The organism is Halomonas ramblicola (assembly GCF_030409215.1).
Taxonomy (GTDB): domain Bacteria; phylum Pseudomonadota; class Gammaproteobacteria; order Pseudomonadales; family Halomonadaceae; genus Halomonas; species Halomonas ramblicola.
In genome coordinates, this window is record NZ_JAUFPL010000020.1 from 27,541 (window position 1) to 47,959 (window position 20,419).

The following is a 20,419-nucleotide window of genomic DNA, read 5'->3' on the forward strand; positions in this document are numbered from 1 at the left end:
GGTCAGAAGGCCAGCTCGACCGGTTCGGCGGCATCGGGGCTCGCCTCGAAGTAGTCACGCGGACCCAGGCCCATGGGGTCGGCGACCCAGCGCCCCACGAAGCCGCGCAGGTCGGCGTTGTATTCGCGCACCGCCGCGTTGTAGCGCATGCGCGCCACGTTGATGCGGTTCTCGCTGCCCTCCAGCTGGGCCTGCAGGCGCAGGAACTGGTCGCCGCTGCGCAGCTCGGGATGCTCGCCGGCGCGGCGCATCAGGCGCCCGAGCTCCTCGGATAGTGCCGCCTCCAGCCCGGCGAGGCGCGCGGGGTCCTCCCCGCGGGCTTCGGCCAGCGCCTCGCTCAACGCCTCGGCACGCTCGCGCACCAGGCGCACCAGGGTCTCGCTCTCGTAGGTCATGTGCTCCTGGACGCTGCGCACCAGGTTGGGTACCAGGTCGGCCCGGCGCTGCAGGTTGCTCTCGACGTCCGCCCAGGCCGCCGCCACCCGCTCCTCGCCGGCCACCAGGCGGTTGTGGGTCAGCCAGGGCACGGCGACCAGCACCGCCCCGACCAACAGGATGATCATCAGGCGCAGGGTGCCTCCGTCGATACCGCCCCTCTCGCGCGTCGCCGCCATGCCGTGTCCTCCCTGGAATCCCTTGTCCCTGCCAGCATAGACGCTAAGGGGGGACTCGGGTCACCCGCGCATGCGGAAGTGACGGATGCGCACCCCGGTGGCGGCCAGCCAGGCGAAGTAGAGGCCGGCGCCGGTCGCCACCAGCACCGCCAGCCAGGCCGCGCGCCGCCAGATGCTCCAGTCGAGCCAGGCCTGCCAGTCGGGGGCGAGCCAGGCCACCCCCAGGCCCATCACCGCACAGCCGCCCAGCAGCTGCACCGCGTAGCGCCCCCAGCCAGGCTGGAAGACCAGTACGCCCTCCTTGCGCAACAGCCAGCCCAGCAGGCCGGCGTTCATGAAGGCCGAGAGCGCCGTGGCCAGCGCCAGGCCGGCGTGGGCCAGCGGCCAGATCAGGATCAGGTTGAAGACCATGTTGGCGACCATGGCGATGATGCCCACCTTCACCGGGGTCTTGGTGTTCTGGCGGGCGAAGAACCCCGGCGCCAGCACCTTGATCAGCATGAAGGCCACCAAGCCGAAGGCATAGGCCCGCAGGCTCATCGCCGCCATGGCGATGTCGCGCTCGGTCATGGCGCCGTAGTGGAACAGCGCGATCAGCAGCGGTTCGGCGAGCACCGCCAGCGCCAGGGCCGCCGGCAGGCCCAGCAGCAGCACCGTGCGGATCGCCCAGTCGAGCATGGCGGCGAAGTGCTCGCGGGACTGTTCGGCGTGGCGCCTGGAGAGCGCCGGCAGGATCACCGTGCCGATGGCGATGCCGAACACCCCCAGCGGCAGCTCCACCAGGCGGTCGGAATAGTAGAGCCAGGAGACGCTGCCCGCCGCCAGCAGCGAGGCCAGCACGGTATCCAGCAGCAGGTTGATCTGCGACACCGAGACGCCGAACAGCGCCGGCCCCATCAGCGCCAGGATGCGCTTGACGCCGGGGTGAGCAAAATCGGGCCAGGGCCGCGGCGCGAGCCCCAGCCGTGCCAGGAAGGGCACCTGGAAGGCCAACTGGGCCACCCCGGCGATCAGCACGCCCCAGGCCAGCGCCATGGCCGGCTCGTCCATCAGCGGGGTGAGCAGCACGGCCGCGCCGATCAGCGAGAGGTTGAGCAGCACCGGGGTAAAGGCCGGTACCGCGAAGCGGTTCCAGGTGTTGAGCACGCTGCCGGCGAAGGCCGTGAGCGAGATCAGCAGCAGGTAGGGAAAGGTGAGCCGCAGCATGTCGGCGGTGAGGGCGAGCTTGGCCGGGTCGCGCCCGAAGCCCGGGGCGAAGACCCACACCAGCCAGGGCGCGGCGAACATGGCCAGGGCGGTGAGCAGCACCAGTACCGCGGCGAGGCTGCCGGCCACCGCATCGAGCAGCTCGCGCACCTCGCGCCGCGAGCCCCGCGTGGCGTACTCCGAGAGCACCGGCACGAAGGCCTGGTTGAAGGCGCCCTCGGCGAACAGCCGGCGCATGAAGTTGGGGATCTTGAAGGCGACGAAGAAGGCATCGGCGCCGGTGCCGGCGCCGAACAGGGCGGCGATCACCACGTCCCGGGCCAGGCCCATCACCCGCGAGAGCATGGTCATCGCGCTGACCACCAGCCCCGAGCGCATCAGCCCGCCGCCCTTGGGGGCCACCACCTTGTCATGCTCGTCCACCGGCGCCGGTGGCGACTGCTCGCGATCCGTCACGTCATGGGTCCTCGGCTGGGGCCAGGGGAATGGCGGCCACAAACGAAGGCTCTTCGCAGATCAGCGCAACGCCAAACTGTAGGAGGGCAACTTGTTGCGCGACTGGCGCCGACAGGCGCCCGGCGGTGCCACCAACGCTGGAGGGTCACCGCCAGGAGGCCTTCGGCCTCCATTCGCGCAGCGTAGCTGCCCTCCTGCAAAAGCGATCACGCCAGTCTGCCATGAACCACAAAAAAACCGGCCGTAGCCGGTTTTTCATGAGACACCTGACGGGCATCTCGATGGCATCCGGTCTGCTCAGGCAGCCAGCGCCTTGATGCGCTTGTTCAGGCGGCTCTTCAGGCGCGCGGCCTTCTTCTTGGAGAGCACGTCCTTGTCGGCGATGCGGTCGATGACCGGCTGCGCCTGCTTGAAGGCATCCATGGCCTGGGCGTGGTCGCCACCGTTGATGGCCTTGATGACGCGCTTGACGTAGGTGCGCACCATGCTGCGCTGGCTGGCCTTCAGGACACGACGACCTTCGGCCTGACGGGCGCGCTTGCGAGCTTGCTTGCTGTTTGCCACTGAGCTGTCTCCTTGGAGATTCTGCTGCCACCGCTTCTGGGCGGTGTCGATAACATGTTGAACCGACAGGAGGTTTCTCGGCCTTCTGCCGTCCTGGCCATCCGACCGGCCACGGGATGCACGCCGGTCGCTTACGGGCCGTGTCTGAGAGGATGGCGCATCCTATCACGCGCCACCGCCCGATGCTACCGTCGGCGCGCCGCAAGCCGCACCGGCCGGCGTTCTCACAGCACGACGAGGTTGTCGCGGTGGATCAACTCCGGCGCCTCGACGAAGCCGAGGATCGCCTCGATCTGGTGGCTCGGCTGGCCGAGGATGCGCGCGGCATCCTCGGCACCATAGTTGACCAGCCCCTTGGCCACGCGATGGCCCTGCTCGTCGACGCACAGTACCATGTCGCCGCGCACGAACTGCCCGGCCACCGCCTTGACCCCCACCGCCAGCAGGCTCGAGCCGCGGTCGCGCAGCACCTTCACCGCCCCGGCGTCCAGGGTCAGGGTGCCACGCACCTGCAGTTGGCCGGCCAGCCAACGCTTGCGGGCGGCCATGGGTGCCTGGTCGGGGCGCAGCAGGGTGCCCAGGCGTTCGCCAGCCATCAGCCGCGTCAGCACCTCGGCCTGGCGGCCGCCGGCGATGGCGGTGAAGGCCCCGGAGCGCGCCGCCAGGCGGGCGGCCCGCACCTTGGTGGCCATGCCGCCACGCCCCAGGGCGCCGCCGCCACCGGCCATGCCCGCCAGGGCCGGGTCGTCGGCACGCGCCTCGTGGATCAGGGTGGCGTCCGGGCGGTGGCGCGGGTCGGCGTCGTAGAGCCCCTCCTGATCGGTGAGGATCACCAGGGCGTCGGCCTCCAGCAGGTTGGCCACCAGGGCGCCGAGGGTATCGTTGTCGCCGAAGCGGATCTCGTCGGTGACCACGGTGTCGTTCTCGTTGATCACCGGCACCACCCGCAGGCCGACCAGGGTGCGCAGCGCCGAGCGGGCGTTGAGGTAGCGCTTGCGGTTGGAGAGGTCGTCGTGGGTCAGCAGCACCTGGGCGGTGAGCAGGCCATGGCGGGCGAAGTGGCCCTCGTAGCACTCGGTGAGGCCGTTCTGGCCCACCGCCGCGGCGGCCTGCAGCTCATGCACCTCGGAGGGGCGCGCCTGCCAGCCCAGCCGCACCATGCCGGCGGCCACCGCGCCGGACGACACCAGCACCACCTCGAGGCCGCGACGATGCAGCTCGGCGATCTGGTCGACCCAGCCGCCGATGCCGGCCTCGTCCAGGCCCCGGCCGTCGTTGGTCAACAGGGCACTGCCGATTTTCACCACCACCCGGCGGGCGCCGACCAGCACCTCGCGACCCGCCACCCGCTCGTTGCTTTCCATTCGCTCTCAACCCTCAGGGCACGTATTCGACCTCGACGTCGTAGTCGTCGTCATCGAAATCGTCGTCGTCCTCGTCGACCCGCTTGCGCTTGCGGCCCAGGCGCGCCTCGGTGCGCGCCACGGCCTCGTCCTCCATGCGCGCACGCATCTCGCGGGCACGCTCGGCGGCCTCCTCGTCCTCGTTCTCCAGGCGGCGCTGCTCGGTCAGCCAGCGGTAGGCGGCCTGCACCAGGGCGTCGGTGCCGTCGCTGGAGATGGCCGAGATGCGGAACACCGGCCCCTGCCAGCCCAGACGGCGGACGATCTCGTCGGCCACGGTCTCGCGCTCCTCTTCGGGGAGCAGGTCGAGCTTGTTGAGCACCAGCCAGCGCGGCAGCTCGGCCAGGGTCGGTGAGAACTCGCCCAGCTCGTGGGCGATCGCCTCGGCGGCCGCCACCGGGTCGGACTCGTCGAAGGGCGCCACGTCGACCACGTGGAACAGCAGCCGGGTGCGGGTCAGGTGCTTGAGGAAGCGCAGCCCCAGGCCGGCCCCCTCGGAGGCACCCTCGATAAGTCCCGGCACGTCGGCCATCACGAAGTGCTCGTGCATGCCCAGCTTCACCACGCCGAGGTTGGGCACCAGGGTGGTGAAGGGGTAGTTGGCCACCTTGGGCTTGGCCGCGGAGACGGCGCGGATCAGCGTCGACTTGCCGGCGTTGGGCAGCCCCAGCAGGCCCACGTCGGCCATCACCTTCATCTCCAGGCGCAGGTTGCGCCGCTCGCCCTCGGTGCCCGGGGTGGTGCGCCGCGGCGCGCGGTTGGTGGAAGACTTGAAGTGGATGTTGCCGAGCCCGCGGCGGCCACCCTGGGCCACCGGCACCACCTGGCCGATCTCGGTGACGTCGGCGATCACCTCGAGGGTGTCCTCGTCGATCACCGTGGTGCCTACCGGCACCTTGACGTGCAGGTCCTCGCCGGCCTTGCCGCTCATCTGCCGCCCCTGGCCGGGCTGGCCGTTCTGGGCCTTGTAGAAGCGCTGATACTTGAAGTCGATCAGGGTGTTGAGGGCATCGTCACCGATCAGGTAGACGCTGCCGCCATGCCCCCCATCGCCGCCGTCGGGGCCGCCCTTGGGCACGTACTTCTCGCGGCGGAAGCTGAGGCAACCATTACCGCCCTTGCCGGCCTCCACGATGATCGAGGCTTCGTCGACGAACTGCATCTGTCACTCTCCTGGCGGCACCTGCCACCATGATACAAGAAGGCCCCGCCGTGGCGGGGCCTTCTCACTGCAAGGTCCGGCGCTCTCAGGCGGAGACGACGCTGACGAACTTGCGGTTCTTCGGACCCTTGGTCTCGAACTTGATCACGCCGTCGTTCAGGGCGAACAGGGTGTGGTCGCGGCCGAGGCCCACGCCGGTGCCGGCATGGAACTTGGTGCCGCGCTGGCGCACGATGATGTTGCCGGCGGTCACGACCTGGCCGCCGAACAGCTTGACGCCAAGGCGCTTGGATTCGGAATCGCGACCGTTACGGGTAGAGCCCGCTGCCTTCTTGTGAGCCATTGCAAATACCTCGCTGGTTCGGGGGAACGGACCGCTTAGGCGGAGATCCCGGTGATCTTGACTTCAGTGAACCACTGGCGGTGGCCCTGACGCTTCATGTGATGCTTGCGGCGACGGAACTTGATGATGCGGACCTTCTCGCCGCGGCCGTGGGAGACGACCTCGGCGGAGACCTTGGCACCGTCGACCAGCGGGGCGCCAACCTTGACGTCGTCGCCCTCGGCCACCAGCAGCACCTGGTCGAAATCGACGGACTCGCCGGTGGGCACCTCGATCTTCTCGAGCTTGAGGGTCTGGCCTTCCTCGACGCGGTACTGCTTGCCACCGCTCTTGATAACTGCGTACATGCTTCTCTCTCCAGGACTCATCGGGATTGGCTCTTCATCGGCCTGCTTCGAGTGGCGCCCCTTCCGGCAGCCATCTGACAGGGAGCGAGATGAGTGGGCCGCGTATTATAACGGCGGCCGCCCGGCGCCACAACCCGCCTTGACGCCCTCATGGGCGCCCCATAGCATGACCGACATTCCAAGGCCAGAGGGGGCCGCCCCGCCCCGGCCCCCAACCGACTGTCGATATCGCCTCCATGCCTGCCAACGCCACTTCCCCCGACACCGCCATCCCCTCGCCGCTCCACGCCGTGGTGGCCGAGGACTTCGCCGCCGTCAACCGCACCATCATGGCCCAGCTCGCCTCACGGGTGCCGCTGGTGGAGACCATCGGCCAGTACATCGTCGACAGCGGTGGCAAGCGGCTGCGCCCGCTGCTGGTGCTGCTCTCGGCCCGCTCGCTGGGCTACGCGGGCGACCGGCACGTGATGCTCGCCACCCTGATCGAGTTCATGCACACCTCGACCCTACTGCACGACGACGTGGTGGACGAGTCGCACCTGCGTCGCGGCAAGGCCACGGCCAACGACGCCTGGGGCAACGCCCCCTCGGTGCTGGTGGGCGACTTCCTCTACTCGCGCTCCTTCCAGATGATGGTGGAGATGGGCTCGATGCGGATCATGCAGGTACTCTCGGCGGCCACCTGCACCATCGCCGAGGGCGAGGTGCAGCAGCTCACCAACGTCGGCAACCCGGACATCGACGAGGCGGCCTACTTCGAGACCATCCAGGGCAAGACCGCCATGCTCTTCGAGGCGGCCAGCCACAGCGGGGCCATCCTCGCCGGCGCCACGCCCGAACAGGAGATCGCCCTGCAGCACTACGGCCGCTACCTGGGGCTGGCCTTCCAGTTGATCGACGACCTGCTCGACTACCAGGGCGACGCCGAGGCCATGGGCAAGAACGTCGGCGACGACCTGGCCGAGGGCAAGCCGACCCTGCCGCTGATCCAGGCCATGGCCCAGGGCACCCCGGAGCAGGCCGCCCTGATCCGCCGCGCCATCCGCCAGGGCGGCCTCGACCACCTGGACGAGGTGCTGGCGATCGTCGACGCCACCGGCGCCCTCGACTACACCCGCGCGAGGGCCGAGGAGATGGTCGACCGTGCCCTGGCGCAGCTCGACCACCTGCCGGCGAGCCCCTGCCGCGACAGCATGGCCGAGCTGGCCCGCCTGGCGGTGGACCGCCAGGCGTGAAAATGCCCGCCAAGGCTTGCACGCCGCCGCCGTTTACGTATAATGCGCACCGTCGGGAGCCGAGGGCTCCGCACACAGCAGCATCGGAGTATAGCTCAGCTTGGTAGAGCGCTGCCTTCGGGAGGCAGAGGTCGTAGGTTCGAATCCTGCTACTCCGACCAGAATTCCGATGAAAAACCGCCGCTTAGGGTCTCACCCCAGCGGCGGTTTTTCGTTGTGTGCTCACCGGGTCAGCAATGGGTCAGCAAACGGATGGCCCAGAGCAGCACCCGCGCATGACATCCTGAGCCCCCAGAGCCGGGTGCCGTTTTGGACTGGATACACCGGGTACAACGGGTACAGCGCCAGCAAACCCGCATGGTTGAGCGGCTGGCGGGATTCGCCGAAGTGGGTACGTTTCGGGTGCCGTATCCACTCTTATCGGGTACGGGCTCCGATGAACATGCTCTATCTCGGCTGGCCATGACATCCGTGATCACGCCGGGTGGGCTTGTGGATTGTGGCGCGCCTCCTCCTGACGGCGCGCGCCCTACGCCGTGGGGCGCCAACTGAGACGGCTCATTTTGGGCCGACTCGGCGCGGCCTGGCCTGGCGCGAGTGGGCGCCAGCACGAGCAGACCTCACCTCCCTTTGCCAAACTACCCAACGGGCCCACGGCCCGCAGGGAACTACAACAAGGGAGAACATGATGTCTATCCAACTCGATCCCCATGGCCAGTCGATCACGCGCCGGCTCAATATGGCCAAGAACGCCACCCGGGATGCCAATGAGCTGTGCGGGCTGGCCCGCGGGGTGCTGGCCGATGGCTCGGTGAACCAGGCCGAGGCCGAATACCTACTCCAATGGCTCGGAGAACGCCCCGAGTCCCTGGCCGTCTGGCCCTTCAATGTGCTCTTCCCGCGCCTCGAGGAAATGCTCGCCGATGGCGTGCTGGATGGCGATGAGGAGGCGGAGTTGATCGGCCTGCTGCTCGACTATACCGGCGGCGGATCCACCCAGGGCGGCGACAGCGCCAGCCGCCAGTCTTCCGCCCTGCCCCTTTGCGACCCGGCGCCGGATGTTGCCTTCGAGGGCTGCAATTTCGTGCTCACCGGCCGCTTCGTCACAGGTACGCGCCGCGAGTGCGAGGCGGAGATCGTCCAACGCGGCGGGCAGCCCCAGAAGAGCCCCAACCTCGCCACCCACTTCGTGGTGATCGGCGATCTGGGCAGCGGCGACTGGGCCCAGTCGAACTACGGCCGCAAGATCCAGCACGCCGTGGAGCTGCGCAGCGATGGGCGCGACATCCACCTGATCAGCGAACGGCACTGGGCCAACTGGCTATAACTCCGGCGGCCAGCGCCAGCCCCGCATCCGGTCATGACGGCGGCGGGGCCACCTGGCAAGCGTAGCGGGTGCCTAGGGTGGGGCGGCAGGTTGTCATGTTGAAGCGCGGCGGCGGCCGGCGATGCCCACAACGGCGGACCTTCCAAAGGAATGCCGGCACGACATCGAAACAACAACCCCACCCTGGAAATCGCTCGTAAATAGCCAAAACCCGGGACTCTGCGTCCCCGTGGACGGGGGTGGGGCTCCGGAAGGACCCGCGATGTTTCCTGCCAGCCGAGCCCTTGGCGAGCGCGCGAGGCCGCGGCCGGTACACCTGGCGCCAGCGCCGACGCTCTGCCACTGGCACGCGCCAGCTGCCGCCGTCAGGGATCGCGCCGCGGTGGCGCTCTCCCTCCCCCGGTCCTCGCGGCTGGGGCGTCTCGTCCAGCTGCTGGTGGGCCTGATCCTGCAGGTGCGCGAACTGCTGGCGTTCTCGCGGCGCCGCGACCTCATGATCGAGGTGGTGAGCCAGCTTGCGCCTATGCGCCAGGGGGAGGGGTAGTCAATTTGACCACCCCTCCCCCTGGTTGTTTCCCGGCTCGGTGAGAGCGTCTGCGCGCATCGCATCGGTGAAGGCCATGAAGGGCGCGGGGCCCTCCCCCCGGGTGGTCTGCGAAAGCGCCTGACCGCCTGCCTTCCTTCCGAGCGGCCAGGCCAGCAGCAGGCCGAGCGGCTACCGTTCAGGAATGGCCCGGTCCCGCACGCGTGGGGCTACCCTGGCGTGCCCGATCTGGGCCCCCCTCGCTCACACCTCGGGCCCGCGCGCGTGGGGCGCCAGACCAAAGTGAGGCTGGCTCACTTTGCCCATGCCCTCGGGCCCGCGCGCGTGGGAGCGCCAGTTGGCGCGCAGACCGAAGTGGGAAAATCTCACCTCGGGCCCGCGCGCGTGGGGCTACCGCGGCCGGCAGCTGTCGAAGCGGGTGGGCTCGCGTCCTGGTGCCAGGTCAGCGTCGATCTCTGCCTCAATGGCGTCCAGCCTGGCCTCCAGCCACTCGATGGCGGCATCGTCATTGCGGTGCACTGCCCACTTGATCCGGCGCATCAGGCGCTCGTGCTCCTCCTCCAGCCGGTCGCGGCGGTACTCAGCTCCGTCGCGGGTCTCCTGGGCGAATAGGTCACGCTTGGGCATGGCTCGCTTCCTCCAGCAGTGCAGAAAAAAGCGCCCCCGAGGGAGCGCAATGCCCGGTGACAAGCCGGGCGCCCTGGTGCCAACCACGGTCAGGGTTCTGGCCAGCGTTGCTCGAGGCTGGGCGAGATATGCTCGCGCCAGCGATCGGCACGCGCCTGGAGTGCGTCACGGTCTTCGCCGAACAACCGGGCGAAGCGGCGGCCGCCGCGGGTGTAGAGCTCGACCTGGTGCTGCCGGCACCGGTCCAGCGATGTCGCGTAACGCAGGTTTGGCCGGTCCAGCTCGGCCGCGGGGCGCCGGGCGGGGTTGGTGACGATGGCCCCGCGGGGTCGGGTGACGATCATGCCCGCTCCCCCTTCCGGCCATTCTGCCGGCCGTAGATCTTGGCGTAGTCGATGGCCTTCTTGTGCCCGCCTTCCGGCGAGTGGCCGTTGAAGATGGCGAGACCGTCGCTCTCCGAAGCCGCTACGTCATAGATGTGTTCGGCGGCCCGGCTCACTGGCGTGCCGTTGACCACCAGCTTGTGCAGGAGCTGGTGCTGGCCGGTGACATCGCAAGCGTGGAGTATGCCGATCACCCGCTCGTGCTCTTCGGCGAGCCGAGCCTCGATGTGCTGTTGCTTCATCTCCTCGATGCGCTGCTCGATGGCCTCCTCGTTCGTCATGGCCACTTGATCGGTGGACCAACCGAGCGCTTCCGCCAGCGGCGCCAGACTGGATGCCGCCTTCCGGCGGGCCTGCTGGCCCTCGGCCTCCTTCAGTTTCCATTTCGCCTTCGCGGCGTGCGGGTTGCGCATGACTTGGGATGGCGTCATGCCGACGGCTTCAGCGAGCAGGCGCAGGGCGCGATCCAGGTCGCGCTGCCCCTCCGCCGCCGCCCGGGCCGACTTCAGCTTGATGCGAGGCTTGGCCATGGGTCACTCCTCGCGCCCGTTGGGCGTCATGATGAAGCCGTCGCTGTTGATCTCGTCGGCATCGGGGTGGTGGTGAAGGGTGGGCATCTGGATCTCGAGACGCGCCTGGCCATAGCTGGCTTGGGGTTGGGCCTCCTCCAGGTCGGCGTAGATGCGGGCGAGGTCGGCAAGGTGCTCCTGGAAGGCCTTGGCGTGCTCGACCAGAGCGGCCTCCCGGGTGGCGAGGTCGACCCCCCGAATACGGATCACCGCCTGGTTGTAGGTGTTCGCGAGGGTGTCGTGGTAGGTGGTGGCTTCCTCGAGCTTGCGAGCCAAGCCACGGCGGGCGGCTTCCTGCTGCCGGTAGTCGGCCTCGGCCTCCTCGAGCGCCTTCTGGCCCTTGTCGGCGGCGGCCTTCGAGGCCTTCACCGCCTCGGGGTCGGTCTCGCCCAGGGCGGCCATGGCCTCGGCCTCCTCGAGCTGCTCCCGGGCGGTGTCGGCTTGCTGCTTGGCCTTCTCGAGGGTGCCGTCGTCCGCCTCGAGTTCCTTGAGCCTGGCGGCGATGCGGTCGCGTTCCTTGGCGGCCTGCTCGCATTCCTTTGCCATGGCACCGAGCGTCGAGGCGCTGGCCTTCGGGGCCTGCTCTTCCAGGGCGGCGAGTTCACCGGCCACCCGATCCTTTTCGGCCTGAAGCGTCCCCGCCTGGTGGCGGGCATCCTCCAGGGCATCGCGGCGTTCGCGCAGTGCGGTGCGGGTCTCGCTGACGAACAGCGCCTTTTGCGGATCCGCCTGGCGGGCGCCGGCGTCCATCTTCTCGTCGAGGCCATCGAGGTAGGTCAGCAGGGCGGCGGCCACTTCGAGGATGCCGTCATCGGTCTGGCGGGCCTGGCCGGTCAGTTCGTAAGGGTTCCGGGGCGCCGGCTGGCCGGCGTGGATGATGCCCCCGCCCGGCGTGTATCGGCTCTGATTAGCGCGGCCGATGGTATGGATCAGGCCCTGGCGGGCGCGGCGGTGTTGCTCCTGCGCATCCCCCAGGCCGGTGATGGCGGCCAGTTCTTCGCGCTTGGCCTTCAGCTTATCGTTCCACTCGACCCAGTTGGCGGCCTTGGTCTTGCTCTTCGTCGCAGTGGTCATGGTGCTGCTCTCCTTCTCGGTTGCCGGCGGCGCCGGCGTGAGTGGCCACGCTCACGCGGCCGGTTCGTCGTCACTGATGTAGCCGCCCAACTGGGCGCGCAGGGCGTCGGTCACCGTGGCGACCATAGCCAGGGCCTCCGGATCGAGCCCCACGTCTTGCTCCAGCATCTCGGGGAGTTGAGCAAGGTGATCACGGAGCGTTGCGGCGAAGGCGCTCAACTCGTGGCGATAGTCTTCCTCAGTTACCAGCCCCCGTATCTTGCGCTCGAACTCGAGTCGCAGGTTCTCCGAGTGGTACCAGGACTTCCGGTCCATGGGATCCAGGTCATCGGGGTCGCTGACGACGCGAGGCTGCCCCCGGGTAGGAAACAACGCCGGAGCCACATCGCTGAGGTCATAAAGGTTGATGCCCTGCCGGGTGGCTGCCGGCTGAACACCCGCCTCCCGCAGCCGGCGGCGCACCACGCCACGGTCCTTGTTGAACACGGCGGCGATGCGGCTGATGTTCCAGCGGTAGGCATCCCTCATGCTCCGAATATCTGTCATGGCTGCTCACCTCGTTTCTTCACCGTCCCCACCCCGATTCCCCTTAACCACGCGGCTTTTGTCGGTGTGGTGGTGGTGGTCCTGTAACGCCGAAATTTTGTCGAAATCCGGGACTCTGCGCCCCCGTGGACGGGGGTGGGGTCGCCGGAAGGACCCGCGATTTTTCCCAGCAGGCCGAGCCGCGGGTAGTGCGAACCAAATTGCCGGATTTCCCGGCAATTGTTCGGCGATACCGGAAAATCTGGTAACGCCAGCCGCCGCCTTCAGGGATCGCGACGCAGTGGCACTCATGCCCCCGGTCCTCGTGACTGGGGCGTCTCGTCCAGCGGCTCACGCGCCTGCTCGTGCAGGTGCTCGAACAACTGGAGCTCTCGCTGTGCCGCCGCCTCATGGTCGATGTGGTGGGCCAGTTCGCGCATATGCGCCATGGCCTGATTGGCCAACCGCGTCACCCCCTCCCCCTGGTCTTTTTCTGGTTCGGTGCGGGCGTACTCGAGCAGCGCATCGGCGAAGGCCATGACGGGCGTGTCGACATCCCCCCGGGTGGCCTGCGAAAGCGCCAGCCCGGCCGCCTGCACTTTCGGGCAGGTCACGCCCGGGCAACGGGCGCCCAGGTCCTTGAGGCTGGCCAGGGCCTGGTCGAACTGCCGGTAGTGATAGTCGCGGCGCTGGCGGGCCGCAGCCTCGAGCTCGCTCAGCTCCTGGGTCACGTGGGTCGCCATCAATGAACCCCTCCCCCTATCGTCAATGAATTGCAGGAGTGTCACCGCCCGGCAGCCCCCCCATCCGTTCGAGTTGGGCTTGAGCCTGGGAGGCCTGCTCATCGGCCTTCGATTGTTCGACGGTCGCTTGGATCGCCGCCCGGTAGAGGGCGGCAACCTGCTCGAGCAGCGCCACCAGAGCCCGGGACTCCCTGGCATCTGTCATCCCCTGGTGCTGCTCGCGCACGGCGGCACCGAAGACATCAAACGGCTCCTGGAGGTTGCGCAGTTCAGCATCACCCAGCGCCAGGCCGGCCTCCCGGGCCTTGGCGCTGAGCACCCCCGGGGTGTCATTTATCGCGGCGCGCATGGCCTCCACGCACTTCAGGCGAGCCTGGCGCCACTGGTCAGCTTCTGCCTTGAAGTGCACTACCTTTTTGCTCAACTCGATTCGGTCATTCATCGCATACCCTTCCTGGAATGTTTCGCCTGACTCAAGCCGAGCCATTCAGTCCCAGCAGGAACTCCGCGCCCTCGGCATTGGCGCGCAGCTGGATCTTCTCGAGGATCTCCCAGAGGATCATCTCCAGCGCCGGCTCCAGGCCGGTGGAGTCGATCTTGATTAGCCCCTCGCCATTGCGCATAGCCTCGGTGCGGGCCTTGAGGCTCGCGATCTGCTGCCTGGCCAGCTCATTCTGCAACCCGATCGCTTCCTGTTGCGCCTCCTCCTGCTTGCGGATGGCACTGTCGAGGCTGACCTCATCCCAACGGCTCAAGTCGTCGTTGCCGAACCGGTCCGAGAACAGGCCGTCGAGTACCTGACTGGTACTGTCCACGGTCGTCGCCAGGGATCCCATCACCGCCTCCACCTTCTGGGCGTCGGCCTCGAGGCCGGCCACGGCAATCGAAGCCGTGAACTCCATGGCCTTGATCTTTTCGTTCGATTCCAACTCAAGCAGGGTCTTCTCGAACTCGGAGAACTTCTCGCCGCCGTCCTCAACGTCCTTGCCGGCCTCCTTTGCCGCCCCGCCCATCACGGAGATGGACTTGCCAACCTCGATCAGGTTGCCGTCCAGCCCGCGCACGAACCGGCTGGTGTCGTCGATGTCGGCGGAGAGCACGTTGATGGACTCGTTGGTCTCTCCGATCTTCGCCACGGACAGGGCCGCATCCACCGCAGCAATGTCCAGCTTCCTAATCTCCTCCTCACCCTCGCCCAGGCTAGCGACCTGAAGGGCCGCATCGATGGCCGCCTGCTTGATGGTCGAGATCTTCTCCGCCGAGTCGCCGGCGGTGTCGCCCATCTCCTTGATCGAGCCCTCGGCATCCTCGGCATCGCCGCCCAGGTTCGCCACCTCGATAGCTGCCTTTTCGGCTTCGCTGCCAAAGATCTGGAAATCTTCAGCCGCTTCCTCGCCCCAACCAAAATGCTGCCTGAGAGATTCCACACCGGCGGCGAGATTCTCGACGTTGAACAGTGAGAACTCGTCGCCCTGGATGTTCTCGACTTCCTCCAGGTCCTTCTTGAGCTTGTCGCTGAGGTTGATCGGCTCCTTATTGAATTCCTCCAGCCGCTTGTGCATCTCCCAGATGGATTCGCCCGCGATGAAGGCCACGGCGGCCAGGCCGGAGTTCTTGCCGAGCACGCCCACCAGATCGCGGATCCGCGGCAGGCCCAGGGCAATCACGCCGCCCTTGCCCGCCAGGGCCGACACGGCCTTGGTCAGCCCGCCCAGCACGCCGGCAGCGGGGCCCACTACCAGCGAGATGCCGCCGATGGTACCGATCAGCTTCTGGGTATCGCCGTCCAGGCTCAGGAAGGCTTCGATCACCGGGGCCAGGGCGCCAGCCACGCCCTTGAATACCTCGATGGTGCCGGCGGTGAATTCGGAGAGCGACTTGAAGGTGCCGCCCAGGGCCTCGATGACCCGCTGCAGATCGTCAGCGGAAACGCTCACGTTCTCCAGGTCGCCGAACAGCGCGGCCATGCCCTGCGAGAAGCCGCTGTAGTCGGCACCCGCCAGGGCCTCGGGCAATGCCTCGGCCACCTCCAGCGCCAGGCGCCTGATCTCGTCCAGGGTCGGCGTGATGGCGGCGAAGAACTCGTCCAGGGCGCCATCGGCGGCGGCGCTCTCGAACTGGATGAAGACATCGGTCATGGCCGAGCTGATGCCGGCCATCTCGTCCTTGAACTCCATGCCCAGGGTGCGTGCCAGGTTCTCGAAGGATTCCCGCGCTCGGTCGCCCGCTTTCTCGGCGGTACCCAGACGGATCGCCACCTCTTCAGAAACGCTGGCCGATTCTTCCATGGCCTGGTTCACATCGACGGTGCTGCCGAACAGTGAATCAAGGACGGTGACCATCTTCGCCGACTGCTCGATGCCGAACAGCTGCTGGGCCACGAACAGCTTCTCGCTGTCCGCCAGGTCGCCGGTGGCGTTGGCCACGTCGAGCAGGATGGCGCTGGAATCACGCAGCACGCCGTTGCTGTCGCGCTGGGCGACACCGATGCTCTCCAGCGCAGCCGTCACGGGCTTGCTGTCATCGCCCAGGCGCAAGAGGCCGGTGCGCAGGGCGTTGGCCGCCTCGGGCCCGGAGCGGAACACCTCGATCACCGGGATCAGCAGCTCAGCGGTCTCTTCGAAGCTCAGGCCCATGGCATCGGCAATGGGCGACAGCCGGGCCATGCCCTGGGAGAGCTGATCGACGTTGGTGGCGTAGGTGTTCGACGAGGCGTTGAGCACCTCGAGCAACTGGTTGGCATCGCTGGCCGGGGCCTTGAAGCCCTTGAGGGTGGCCACCAGCACTTCGCTGGCCTGCGCTGCCTCGAGATCGCCGGCGATCACCAGGTCCAGGCCGCTCTTGACCAGGCCCAGCGCCTCTTCCGCCGTGAACCCCGCCTGCTTGTAGTTGGCCATCGAGCTGAGCAGGTCGGTCGAGGACTCGCCGTAGGTGTTCGACAGCTCGGTGATCTGGCGGGTGAACTGATCGACGCTGCCGTCATTCTCGCCCAGCGTCTTGGCGAGTTCGGCCTGCGCCGACTCGAACTTGACCGCCGAATCATAGGCCCGCGAGCCCAGCGCCACCGCCATGGTCAGCGCCGCCGCCTCGAACGCCAGCAGGGCCTTGGTGCCAGTGGCCAACGGCGCGGCGATGGCCTCGACATTGTCGCTGAGGTTGTCGATGCGCTTGGTGGCGGAGTCCACCCCCGCGCCCATCTGGTCGACGCCCTCGAAGATGATGGCTACCGTCTTTTCCAAGTCCGCCACGGCGGCTCCTCCTGTGTTCGTGTCTGGTGTCCACCACCAGAGGGCCACCCCGGTGGGTGCCCGGCATTACTGATCGGCGGCGATGATCGGCGTGGGCAGCCGACGGTCGCTTAACAGCAACAGCCAACCCACAGCATGGGTATCACCCTGCTCGGCTTGGCGCTCCAAGATCTCGAACAGTTCACGGCGACGGGCTATGGTCGGGGCGACTTGCGGGCCGCGGAGAGGACGTGCGCTGGAAGTCTTCATGGCTTTGCTGTCCATCCATACAGTCACACAACATAATGTAGTCTGATTAGGCCTGATTAGCTCATATTGTGTTTTATCGGTGGCAGGGAGCGTCATTCCTGCCGCTCGCACGTCATCCGCTCCACGAAATGACACGGCGAGCAGGCCGCGGGACCAGGGTGTTGGTTCGCCAGCTCTCCTTCAGCGAGGGGTTGCCCCATCCGGCTGGGCGCCAGGCCACCGCTGGCGGGCCGCTGCCAACGCCTCGTGCCCGGGCACCGAACAAGGCAGCAGGAGCACCACGGGTTGGCCGTGCACGCGGAAGCGCCAGCCGTTGAGACGGGAGCGCCGGTTCTGCACGGGCGGGGCGATGGAGTTATCGCGGACGTGTTCGCAGAGCTGAGTGATCCAGTCCATCACGATCATGCCTCCTCGCCACCCTCTAGGATCGCCGCCGGTACGGCGTACAGCTTGCGCGGCCCGCTGTGCCCCGGGATGCCGCGCACCTGACAGGTGAAGCGGCCGCCTTTGCCCTCGGTGAGCAGGAAACCGCCTTCGGCCAGCCAGCGGGCCACGCGCACTGGGCCGAAGCCCTGGCAGGCCTCCTTCCAGCCATCGGCCGTGAACAGGTAGCAGCGGTACCCGCGGTGATCGCCGACGTAGCCGGCGCGGTCGCGGGTCGGTACCGTGCGGGCGGCGCCGTCCAGGGGCGTGAAGCGTGACTCCCCGTGGCGCTCGAGGAAGGCGCGCACCTGCTCGAGGGCACGCCGTGGCTCGTCGTCGCCACTGGTGCCACGCTCTGAGAGCCACTCGCGGAACATCACGGTGCAGGCGGTGGTGATCTCCTCGGGATCCCAGTCGACGATGCCCCACTGGCTGGCCAGCAGGCCGGCGGTGACCACCAGGGCGAACTTATCGCCGACCCGGTAGACCTGGCCACTGGCGCCGGGGGGCAGGGCACGATGACGGAAGTGATCGCGCGTGCGGGTGAAGACCTCCTGCGCCAGCTGCTGCTTGCTGGCCAGGTGCTCGATGAAGTGCGCCGCGGCATGGCCGTAGTGCTCCCGGGCGGCGCGGTCGATGCGGTTGGCGAAGGCCTCGCCGCTGTGGTCATGGGTCTGGTTGAAGGCGCCCAGGCCGGCCCCCGCATCGGAGGGCAACACGATGGCGCGCACCGCCTGGCCGGCATAGGAGCGGCCGCCCTCGCTGGCGATATGGTCGGCGGTGGTCAGTTCGCCGGTGGAGAGGAAGATCAGGCGCCAGCGGGCCCGCTCCCGGGCAACGCCGGTCTCCTTCGCGCGGCCCTTGCCACGACCCTCGGCGAGCATGTAGACGACCTTCCCGGCCGAGCGCGGGTCGCACTGGTGGAGTTCGTCCAGGGTCAGGAGGCCGTCGCTGCGAGTGGTGGCGATGCCCTCCAGGCCGTTGGCGGTGTTGTTCCAGCTTTCCAGCAGGGCATCAGGGTCGCCCCATACCGAGTTCGCCACCGTCAGGATGGTGGTCTTGCCGCTGCTGGATTCACCGTAGAGGTGGAAACCGAAGCTCTCCTTCACATGACACGGCGCCAGCAGGGTGGGCGCCAGGGCCGCCGCGACGCCGAACACCAGCCGGGAGTTGCCCTGGCACAGCGCCGCGACCTTGCGCTGCCAAGCCTCCAGGGTGCCGGCCAGACGGTACCCATCGGCTGTCAGGTCGGCCCGCTGGTAGACGATACGCTGCTGGCTGGGGTTGCCGAGCACCCGGTCGGGCAGCACGTAGGCATCCCCATGCCATCCGGTGCGCTGCGTGGAGGTCATCAACCGGCCTTCCCGGGCGCAGCGCTGGGCGGCCAGGTTGATGTAGGTGGTCAGCAGCCGATGGGCGCGCTGGTTGGCATCGATCATCAGGCCCATGTCGAGCAGGATCCCGCGCAGCTCCTCGGCACTGCCCTTGAGCATCGAGGCCGGCATCGCCCACTCCTGGGTGAAGCCGGTGTCCGTGGGGAAGCGCAGCAGGTAGCCGTGGCCGCCGGAGTGGACGGCCGCCGTGCGTGCCACCACCTCCAGCTGGCTGCAGATCCGGGTGGTGCGCGGCTCGCCATCCCCATCGGCGCGGGACTCGTGGACCAGCCAGCCATCCTCGTCGATCGAGAAGCCGTCGGGCATGGTGGGCAGGCCGGTCACCTCTGGCGCCTCCTGCATGGCGTGTTGAATCGCGTGCGCCGTCATAGGCATTCCTCTCCTTCAGTGCACAGCACGTCGAGCCAGTCGAGGCCCTTGGCGTGGTCCGGGATCGGGCCGGGCGGGAGGCATACCCTCACCCGCAGGCCATGGCGGCCCAGCCGGCTACGCAGGGCACGCGCTGCCTGCTGGCCGGTACCACTGCGGTCGCGGTCTGCCATGATCCATACCGCACGGATCCCGGCGGGTGACTGCCACCGAGCGAGGCCGCCGGCGGTGACGCAGGCCCACACCGGGAACTCCGGTCGCGCGAGGCGCACGGCCAGCGCCGTCTCGATGCCTTCCGTCAGCGCCAGCACCTCACCGCTGCATGGATAGAGCGGGATGGCGGCGCCGTGGGTGGCACGGTCATGAATGGGGGCGGCAAGTTTCTTCGGGCTCTCCACGGCGGCCTTGCCGCCGCCATCGGGGGCCAGGTAGGTGCGGTGCACGCTGACCAACTGGCCGGCGGGGGAGCGCACCGGGGCCACCAGGGCCGGGTGGTCGCCGAGGTGCCGGGGCCGGTCCTGGTCGTCGAGTTCCCAGTACGGCAGCCCCGGGTGTGCGAACCAGCCCGGGGGCAGGTCGCCGCGGTCGATCAGCTCGCCCAGGCCACGGTGCGCGAGGTAGGCCAGGGCCGTGGTGCTCTGCCCCAGCGGTATTGCGGGCGCCAGCATCTCTACCAGGCGCTGGCGTCGGTCGGGGCGTGGAGTGGCCGCCGGCTCCTGTCGGGGTGGCGGCGGCCGTCGGCGCGGTGCCGAGGTCGCGCCCTCGAGGCCGAGGCGCCCGGTGATGTCACGGGCCGCGGCGGCCGGCGGTAGGCCGGTGAGGCGCTGCCACCAGGTCAGGCCATCGCCCGCGCCACACTGGTTGCAGATCGCACCGCCGGTGGCCTCCCAGTCGGGAAACAGGCGGAAACGATCGCGACCGCCGCACACCGGGCACGGCTGGTGCCGGCGGTGCGTCCAGTGGCGCAGGTCCATCACCTGGGGCAGCAGGCCACCCCAACGGTGACGGGCCTGATCGAGGACCTCAGCAACCGGGCCAGACATTACGTAGTCGCCGGCTTCGAACGCTTGGCCATCATCACCGACACCCAGCCATTGGCCAGGGCCTCGATTGTTTCCAGCCGGTGGCTGATCGTCATCAGTGCTGGCACCCTCGGATTCAGCGGGTCGAGTTGTTCGGCGTTGGAGGTAAACCAGCGGGCAATGGCCGTCATGCCGCTCAGCAGAGTACCAAGGCCCTCTCCGGCATTGAGACGCGATGGCTCGCTCGTCAGGCAGCTCAGGCGACGGGTTTCTTCCAAGGTGAGGCCCGTGGTGTCCACCGGCTCATCCGCCTGGTGACGCGGTGTATCCAGCAGCTGTTCCGCCAGCATCTGAGCCAGGAACGCCTCCTCGGCCAAATAGCCCGCCAGCTCCTCAGCGTGGCCGAGATCGAGGGGGCCCATGAGATCCGGTCCGTGCTCTTCGAACTCGGCGCGCCGCTCCCCCTTGGAGAGCGATAGGGCTCGCAGCAGTCCATTCGTGCTTATCAGTTGCGCGTGGATGTCACGCATCAGGGCTTGCGGGTCGAGGTTGTCCAGGGTGTCGAGTTTGGAATTCATGATGTGGCTCCAGG

22 protein-coding genes and 1 tRNA gene are annotated in these 20,419 nt (G+C 68.1%); 4 read left to right on the forward strand and 19 right to left on the reverse strand.

What is annotated here, in order from left to right:
• Nucleotides 1-2: 2 nt before the first annotated feature.
• The 7 genes from QWY80_RS08295 to rplU all read right to left on the reverse strand — a co-directional run bounded on the left by QWY80_RS08295 (nucleotide 3) and on the right by rplU (nucleotide 6,095).
• On the reverse strand, nucleotides 3-614 hold the full coding sequence (locus tag QWY80_RS08295; protein ID WP_290230312.1) for a LemA family protein: 612 nt from the start codon (nucleotides 612-614) through the stop codon (nucleotides 3-5).
• A 60-nt stretch (nucleotides 615-674) separates the two neighbouring features.
• Nucleotides 675-2,198, reverse strand: a complete 1,524-nt coding sequence (murJ, locus tag QWY80_RS08300; RefSeq protein WP_290230411.1) for a murein biosynthesis integral membrane protein MurJ — start codon at nucleotides 2,196-2,198, stop codon at nucleotides 675-677.
• Between the two features lie 375 nt (nucleotides 2,199-2,573).
• The gene (gene rpsT, locus QWY80_RS08305; protein ID WP_290230313.1) at nucleotides 2,574-2,840 is read right to left on the reverse strand and encodes a 30S ribosomal protein S20; all 267 of its coding nucleotides are present in this window, start codon (nucleotides 2,838-2,840) and stop codon (nucleotides 2,574-2,576) included.
• Between the two features lie 224 nt (nucleotides 2,841-3,064).
• Nucleotides 3,065-4,204, reverse strand: a complete 1,140-nt coding sequence (gene proB / locus QWY80_RS08310) for a glutamate 5-kinase (protein ID WP_290230314.1) — start codon at nucleotides 4,202-4,204, stop codon at nucleotides 3,065-3,067.
• A 13-nt stretch (nucleotides 4,205-4,217) separates the two neighbouring features.
• Nucleotides 4,218-5,405: an Obg family GTPase CgtA gene (cgtA, locus tag QWY80_RS08315; protein WP_290230316.1), complete on the reverse strand. Its 1,188-nt coding sequence runs from the start codon at nucleotides 5,403-5,405 to the stop codon at nucleotides 4,218-4,220.
• Nucleotides 5,406-5,490: 85 nt separating this feature from the next.
• A complete protein-coding gene (gene rpmA / locus QWY80_RS08320; RefSeq protein ID WP_163501146.1) occupies nucleotides 5,491-5,748 on the reverse strand; it encodes a 50S ribosomal protein L27 in 258 nt (85 codons plus the stop codon).
• A 35-nt stretch (nucleotides 5,749-5,783) separates the two neighbouring features.
• Nucleotides 5,784-6,095 carry a 50S ribosomal protein L21 gene (gene rplU, locus QWY80_RS08325; protein WP_290230319.1) on the reverse strand — a complete coding sequence of 104 codons (312 nt, stop codon included), beginning with the start codon at nucleotides 6,093-6,095 and terminating at the stop codon, nucleotides 5,784-5,786.
• Nucleotides 6,096-6,331: 236 nt separating this feature from the next.
• On the opposite strand from rplU, the gene ispB reads away from it, so the two are divergent.
• The 4 genes from ispB (at nucleotide 6,332) to QWY80_RS08345 (ending at nucleotide 9,201) form a co-directional block, all read left to right on the forward strand.
• Nucleotides 6,332-7,330 (forward strand): octaprenyl diphosphate synthase, encoded by a 999-nt coding sequence (gene ispB / locus QWY80_RS08330; protein WP_290230320.1) that lies wholly within the window; start codon nucleotides 6,332-6,334, stop codon nucleotides 7,328-7,330.
• 84 nt (nucleotides 7,331-7,414) lie between these two features.
• Nucleotides 7,415-7,491 (forward strand) — tRNA-Pro (locus tag QWY80_RS08335).
• A 524-nt stretch (nucleotides 7,492-8,015) separates the two neighbouring features.
• Nucleotides 8,016-8,657: a BRCT domain-containing protein gene (locus QWY80_RS08340; RefSeq protein WP_290230321.1), complete on the forward strand. Its 642-nt coding sequence runs from the start codon at nucleotides 8,016-8,018 to the stop codon at nucleotides 8,655-8,657.
• Between the two features lie 382 nt (nucleotides 8,658-9,039).
• Nucleotides 9,040-9,201, forward strand: coding sequence for a hypothetical protein (locus tag QWY80_RS08345; RefSeq protein WP_290230322.1), 162 nt, complete (start codon nucleotides 9,040-9,042; stop codon nucleotides 9,199-9,201).
• A 390-nt stretch (nucleotides 9,202-9,591) separates the two neighbouring features.
• Here QWY80_RS08345 and QWY80_RS08350 read toward each other — a convergent pair whose 3' ends face one another.
• The 12 genes from QWY80_RS08350 to QWY80_RS08405 all read right to left on the reverse strand — a co-directional run bounded on the left by QWY80_RS08350 (nucleotide 9,592) and on the right by QWY80_RS08405 (nucleotide 20,405).
• Nucleotides 9,592-9,828 carry a hypothetical protein gene (locus tag QWY80_RS08350; RefSeq protein ID WP_290230323.1) on the reverse strand — a complete coding sequence of 79 codons (237 nt, stop codon included), beginning with the start codon at nucleotides 9,826-9,828 and terminating at the stop codon, nucleotides 9,592-9,594.
• Between the two features lie 89 nt (nucleotides 9,829-9,917).
• Nucleotides 9,918-10,172 (reverse strand): hypothetical protein, encoded by a 255-nt coding sequence (locus tag QWY80_RS08355; RefSeq protein ID WP_290230324.1) that lies wholly within the window; start codon nucleotides 10,170-10,172, stop codon nucleotides 9,918-9,920.
• Nucleotides 10,169-10,741 (reverse strand): hypothetical protein, encoded by a 573-nt coding sequence (locus QWY80_RS08360; protein ID WP_290230325.1) that lies wholly within the window; start codon nucleotides 10,739-10,741, stop codon nucleotides 10,169-10,171. The genes QWY80_RS08355 and QWY80_RS08360 overlap by 4 nt, the downstream gene beginning before the upstream one ends.
• A 3-nt stretch (nucleotides 10,742-10,744) precedes the next feature.
• Nucleotides 10,745-11,854: a coiled-coil domain-containing protein gene (locus QWY80_RS08365; RefSeq protein ID WP_290230327.1), complete on the reverse strand. Its 1,110-nt coding sequence runs from the start codon at nucleotides 11,852-11,854 to the stop codon at nucleotides 10,745-10,747.
• Between the two features lie 51 nt (nucleotides 11,855-11,905).
• Nucleotides 11,906-12,400, reverse strand: a complete 495-nt coding sequence (locus QWY80_RS08370) for a DUF1441 family protein (protein ID WP_290230328.1) — start codon at nucleotides 12,398-12,400, stop codon at nucleotides 11,906-11,908.
• Between the two features lie 287 nt (nucleotides 12,401-12,687).
• Nucleotides 12,688-13,122 (reverse strand): hypothetical protein, encoded by a 435-nt coding sequence (locus QWY80_RS08375; protein WP_290230329.1) that lies wholly within the window; start codon nucleotides 13,120-13,122, stop codon nucleotides 12,688-12,690.
• A 22-nt stretch (nucleotides 13,123-13,144) separates the two neighbouring features.
• Nucleotides 13,145-13,564: a hypothetical protein gene (locus QWY80_RS08380; RefSeq protein ID WP_290230330.1), complete on the reverse strand. Its 420-nt coding sequence runs from the start codon at nucleotides 13,562-13,564 to the stop codon at nucleotides 13,145-13,147.
• Between the two features lie 31 nt (nucleotides 13,565-13,595).
• Complete coding sequence (locus QWY80_RS08385) at nucleotides 13,596-16,370, reverse strand: phage tail tape measure protein (protein ID WP_290230331.1); 2,775 nt, start codon at nucleotides 16,368-16,370, stop codon at nucleotides 13,596-13,598.
• A 66-nt stretch (nucleotides 16,371-16,436) separates the two neighbouring features.
• A complete protein-coding gene (locus QWY80_RS08390) occupies nucleotides 16,437-16,619 on the reverse strand; it encodes a hypothetical protein (protein ID WP_290230332.1) in 183 nt (60 codons plus the stop codon).
• Between the two features lie 401 nt (nucleotides 16,620-17,020).
• Nucleotides 17,021-18,805, reverse strand: a complete 1,785-nt coding sequence (locus tag QWY80_RS08395) for a DUF927 domain-containing protein (protein ID WP_290230334.1) — start codon at nucleotides 18,803-18,805, stop codon at nucleotides 17,021-17,023.
• Nucleotides 18,802-19,848: a DUF7146 domain-containing protein gene (locus QWY80_RS08400; RefSeq protein ID WP_290230335.1), complete on the reverse strand. Its 1,047-nt coding sequence runs from the start codon at nucleotides 19,846-19,848 to the stop codon at nucleotides 18,802-18,804. The genes QWY80_RS08395 and QWY80_RS08400 overlap by 4 nt, the downstream gene beginning before the upstream one ends.
• Nucleotides 19,848-20,405 (reverse strand): hypothetical protein, encoded by a 558-nt coding sequence (locus tag QWY80_RS08405; RefSeq protein ID WP_290230337.1) that lies wholly within the window; start codon nucleotides 20,403-20,405, stop codon nucleotides 19,848-19,850. Before QWY80_RS08405 ends, QWY80_RS08400 begins: the two co-directional genes overlap by 1 nt.
• Between the last annotated feature and the right edge of the window lie 14 nt (nucleotides 20,406-20,419).

Excerpts from the sequence above, each read along its gene's own strand:
- ispB (WP_290230320.1), top strand. The coding sequence starts at position 6,332 with ATGCCTGCCAACGCCACTTCCCCCGACACCGCCATCCCCTCGCCGCTC.
- QWY80_RS08380 (WP_290230330.1), bottom strand. The coding sequence starts at position 13,564 with ATGAATGACCGAATCGAGTTGAGCAAAAAGGTAGTGCACTTCAAGGCA.
- QWY80_RS08340 (WP_290230321.1), top strand. The coding sequence starts at position 8,016 with ATGATGTCTATCCAACTCGATCCCCATGGCCAGTCGATCACGCGCCGG.
- QWY80_RS08350 (WP_290230323.1), bottom strand. The coding sequence starts at position 9,828 with ATGCCCAAGCGTGACCTATTCGCCCAGGAGACCCGCGACGGAGCTGAG.
- QWY80_RS08375 (WP_290230329.1), bottom strand. The coding sequence starts at position 13,122 with ATGGCGACCCACGTGACCCAGGAGCTGAGCGAGCTCGAGGCTGCGGCC.
- cgtA (WP_290230316.1), bottom strand. The coding sequence starts at position 5,405 with ATGCAGTTCGTCGACGAAGCCTCGATCATCGTGGAGGCCGGCAAGGGC.
- QWY80_RS08400 (WP_290230335.1), bottom strand. The coding sequence starts at position 19,848 with ATGTCTGGCCCGGTTGCTGAGGTCCTCGATCAGGCCCGTCACCGTTGG.
- rplU (WP_290230319.1), bottom strand. The coding sequence starts at position 6,095 with ATGTACGCAGTTATCAAGAGCGGTGGCAAGCAGTACCGCGTCGAGGAA.
- rpmA (WP_163501146.1), bottom strand. The coding sequence starts at position 5,748 with ATGGCTCACAAGAAGGCAGCGGGCTCTACCCGTAACGGTCGCGATTCC.
- murJ (WP_290230411.1), bottom strand. The coding sequence starts at position 2,198 with ATGCGCTCGGGGCTGGTGGTCAGCGCGATGACCATGCTCTCGCGGGTG.
- QWY80_RS08365 (WP_290230327.1), bottom strand. The coding sequence starts at position 11,854 with ATGACCACTGCGACGAAGAGCAAGACCAAGGCCGCCAACTGGGTCGAG.
- QWY80_RS08360 (WP_290230325.1), bottom strand. The coding sequence starts at position 10,741 with ATGGCCAAGCCTCGCATCAAGCTGAAGTCGGCCCGGGCGGCGGCGGAG.
- QWY80_RS08390 (WP_290230332.1), bottom strand. The coding sequence starts at position 16,619 with ATGAAGACTTCCAGCGCACGTCCTCTCCGCGGCCCGCAAGTCGCCCCG.
- QWY80_RS08295 (WP_290230312.1), bottom strand. The coding sequence starts at position 614 with ATGGCGGCGACGCGCGAGAGGGGCGGTATCGACGGAGGCACCCTGCGC.
- QWY80_RS08370 (WP_290230328.1), bottom strand. The coding sequence starts at position 12,400 with ATGACAGATATTCGGAGCATGAGGGATGCCTACCGCTGGAACATCAGC.
- QWY80_RS08405 (WP_290230337.1), bottom strand. The coding sequence starts at position 20,405 with ATGAATTCCAAACTCGACACCCTGGACAACCTCGACCCGCAAGCCCTG.
- QWY80_RS08395 (WP_290230334.1), bottom strand. The coding sequence starts at position 18,805 with ATGACGGCGCACGCGATTCAACACGCCATGCAGGAGGCGCCAGAGGTG.
- QWY80_RS08355 (WP_290230324.1), bottom strand. The coding sequence starts at position 10,172 with ATGATCGTCACCCGACCCCGCGGGGCCATCGTCACCAACCCCGCCCGG.
- proB (WP_290230314.1), bottom strand. The coding sequence starts at position 4,204 with ATGGAAAGCAACGAGCGGGTGGCGGGTCGCGAGGTGCTGGTCGGCGCC.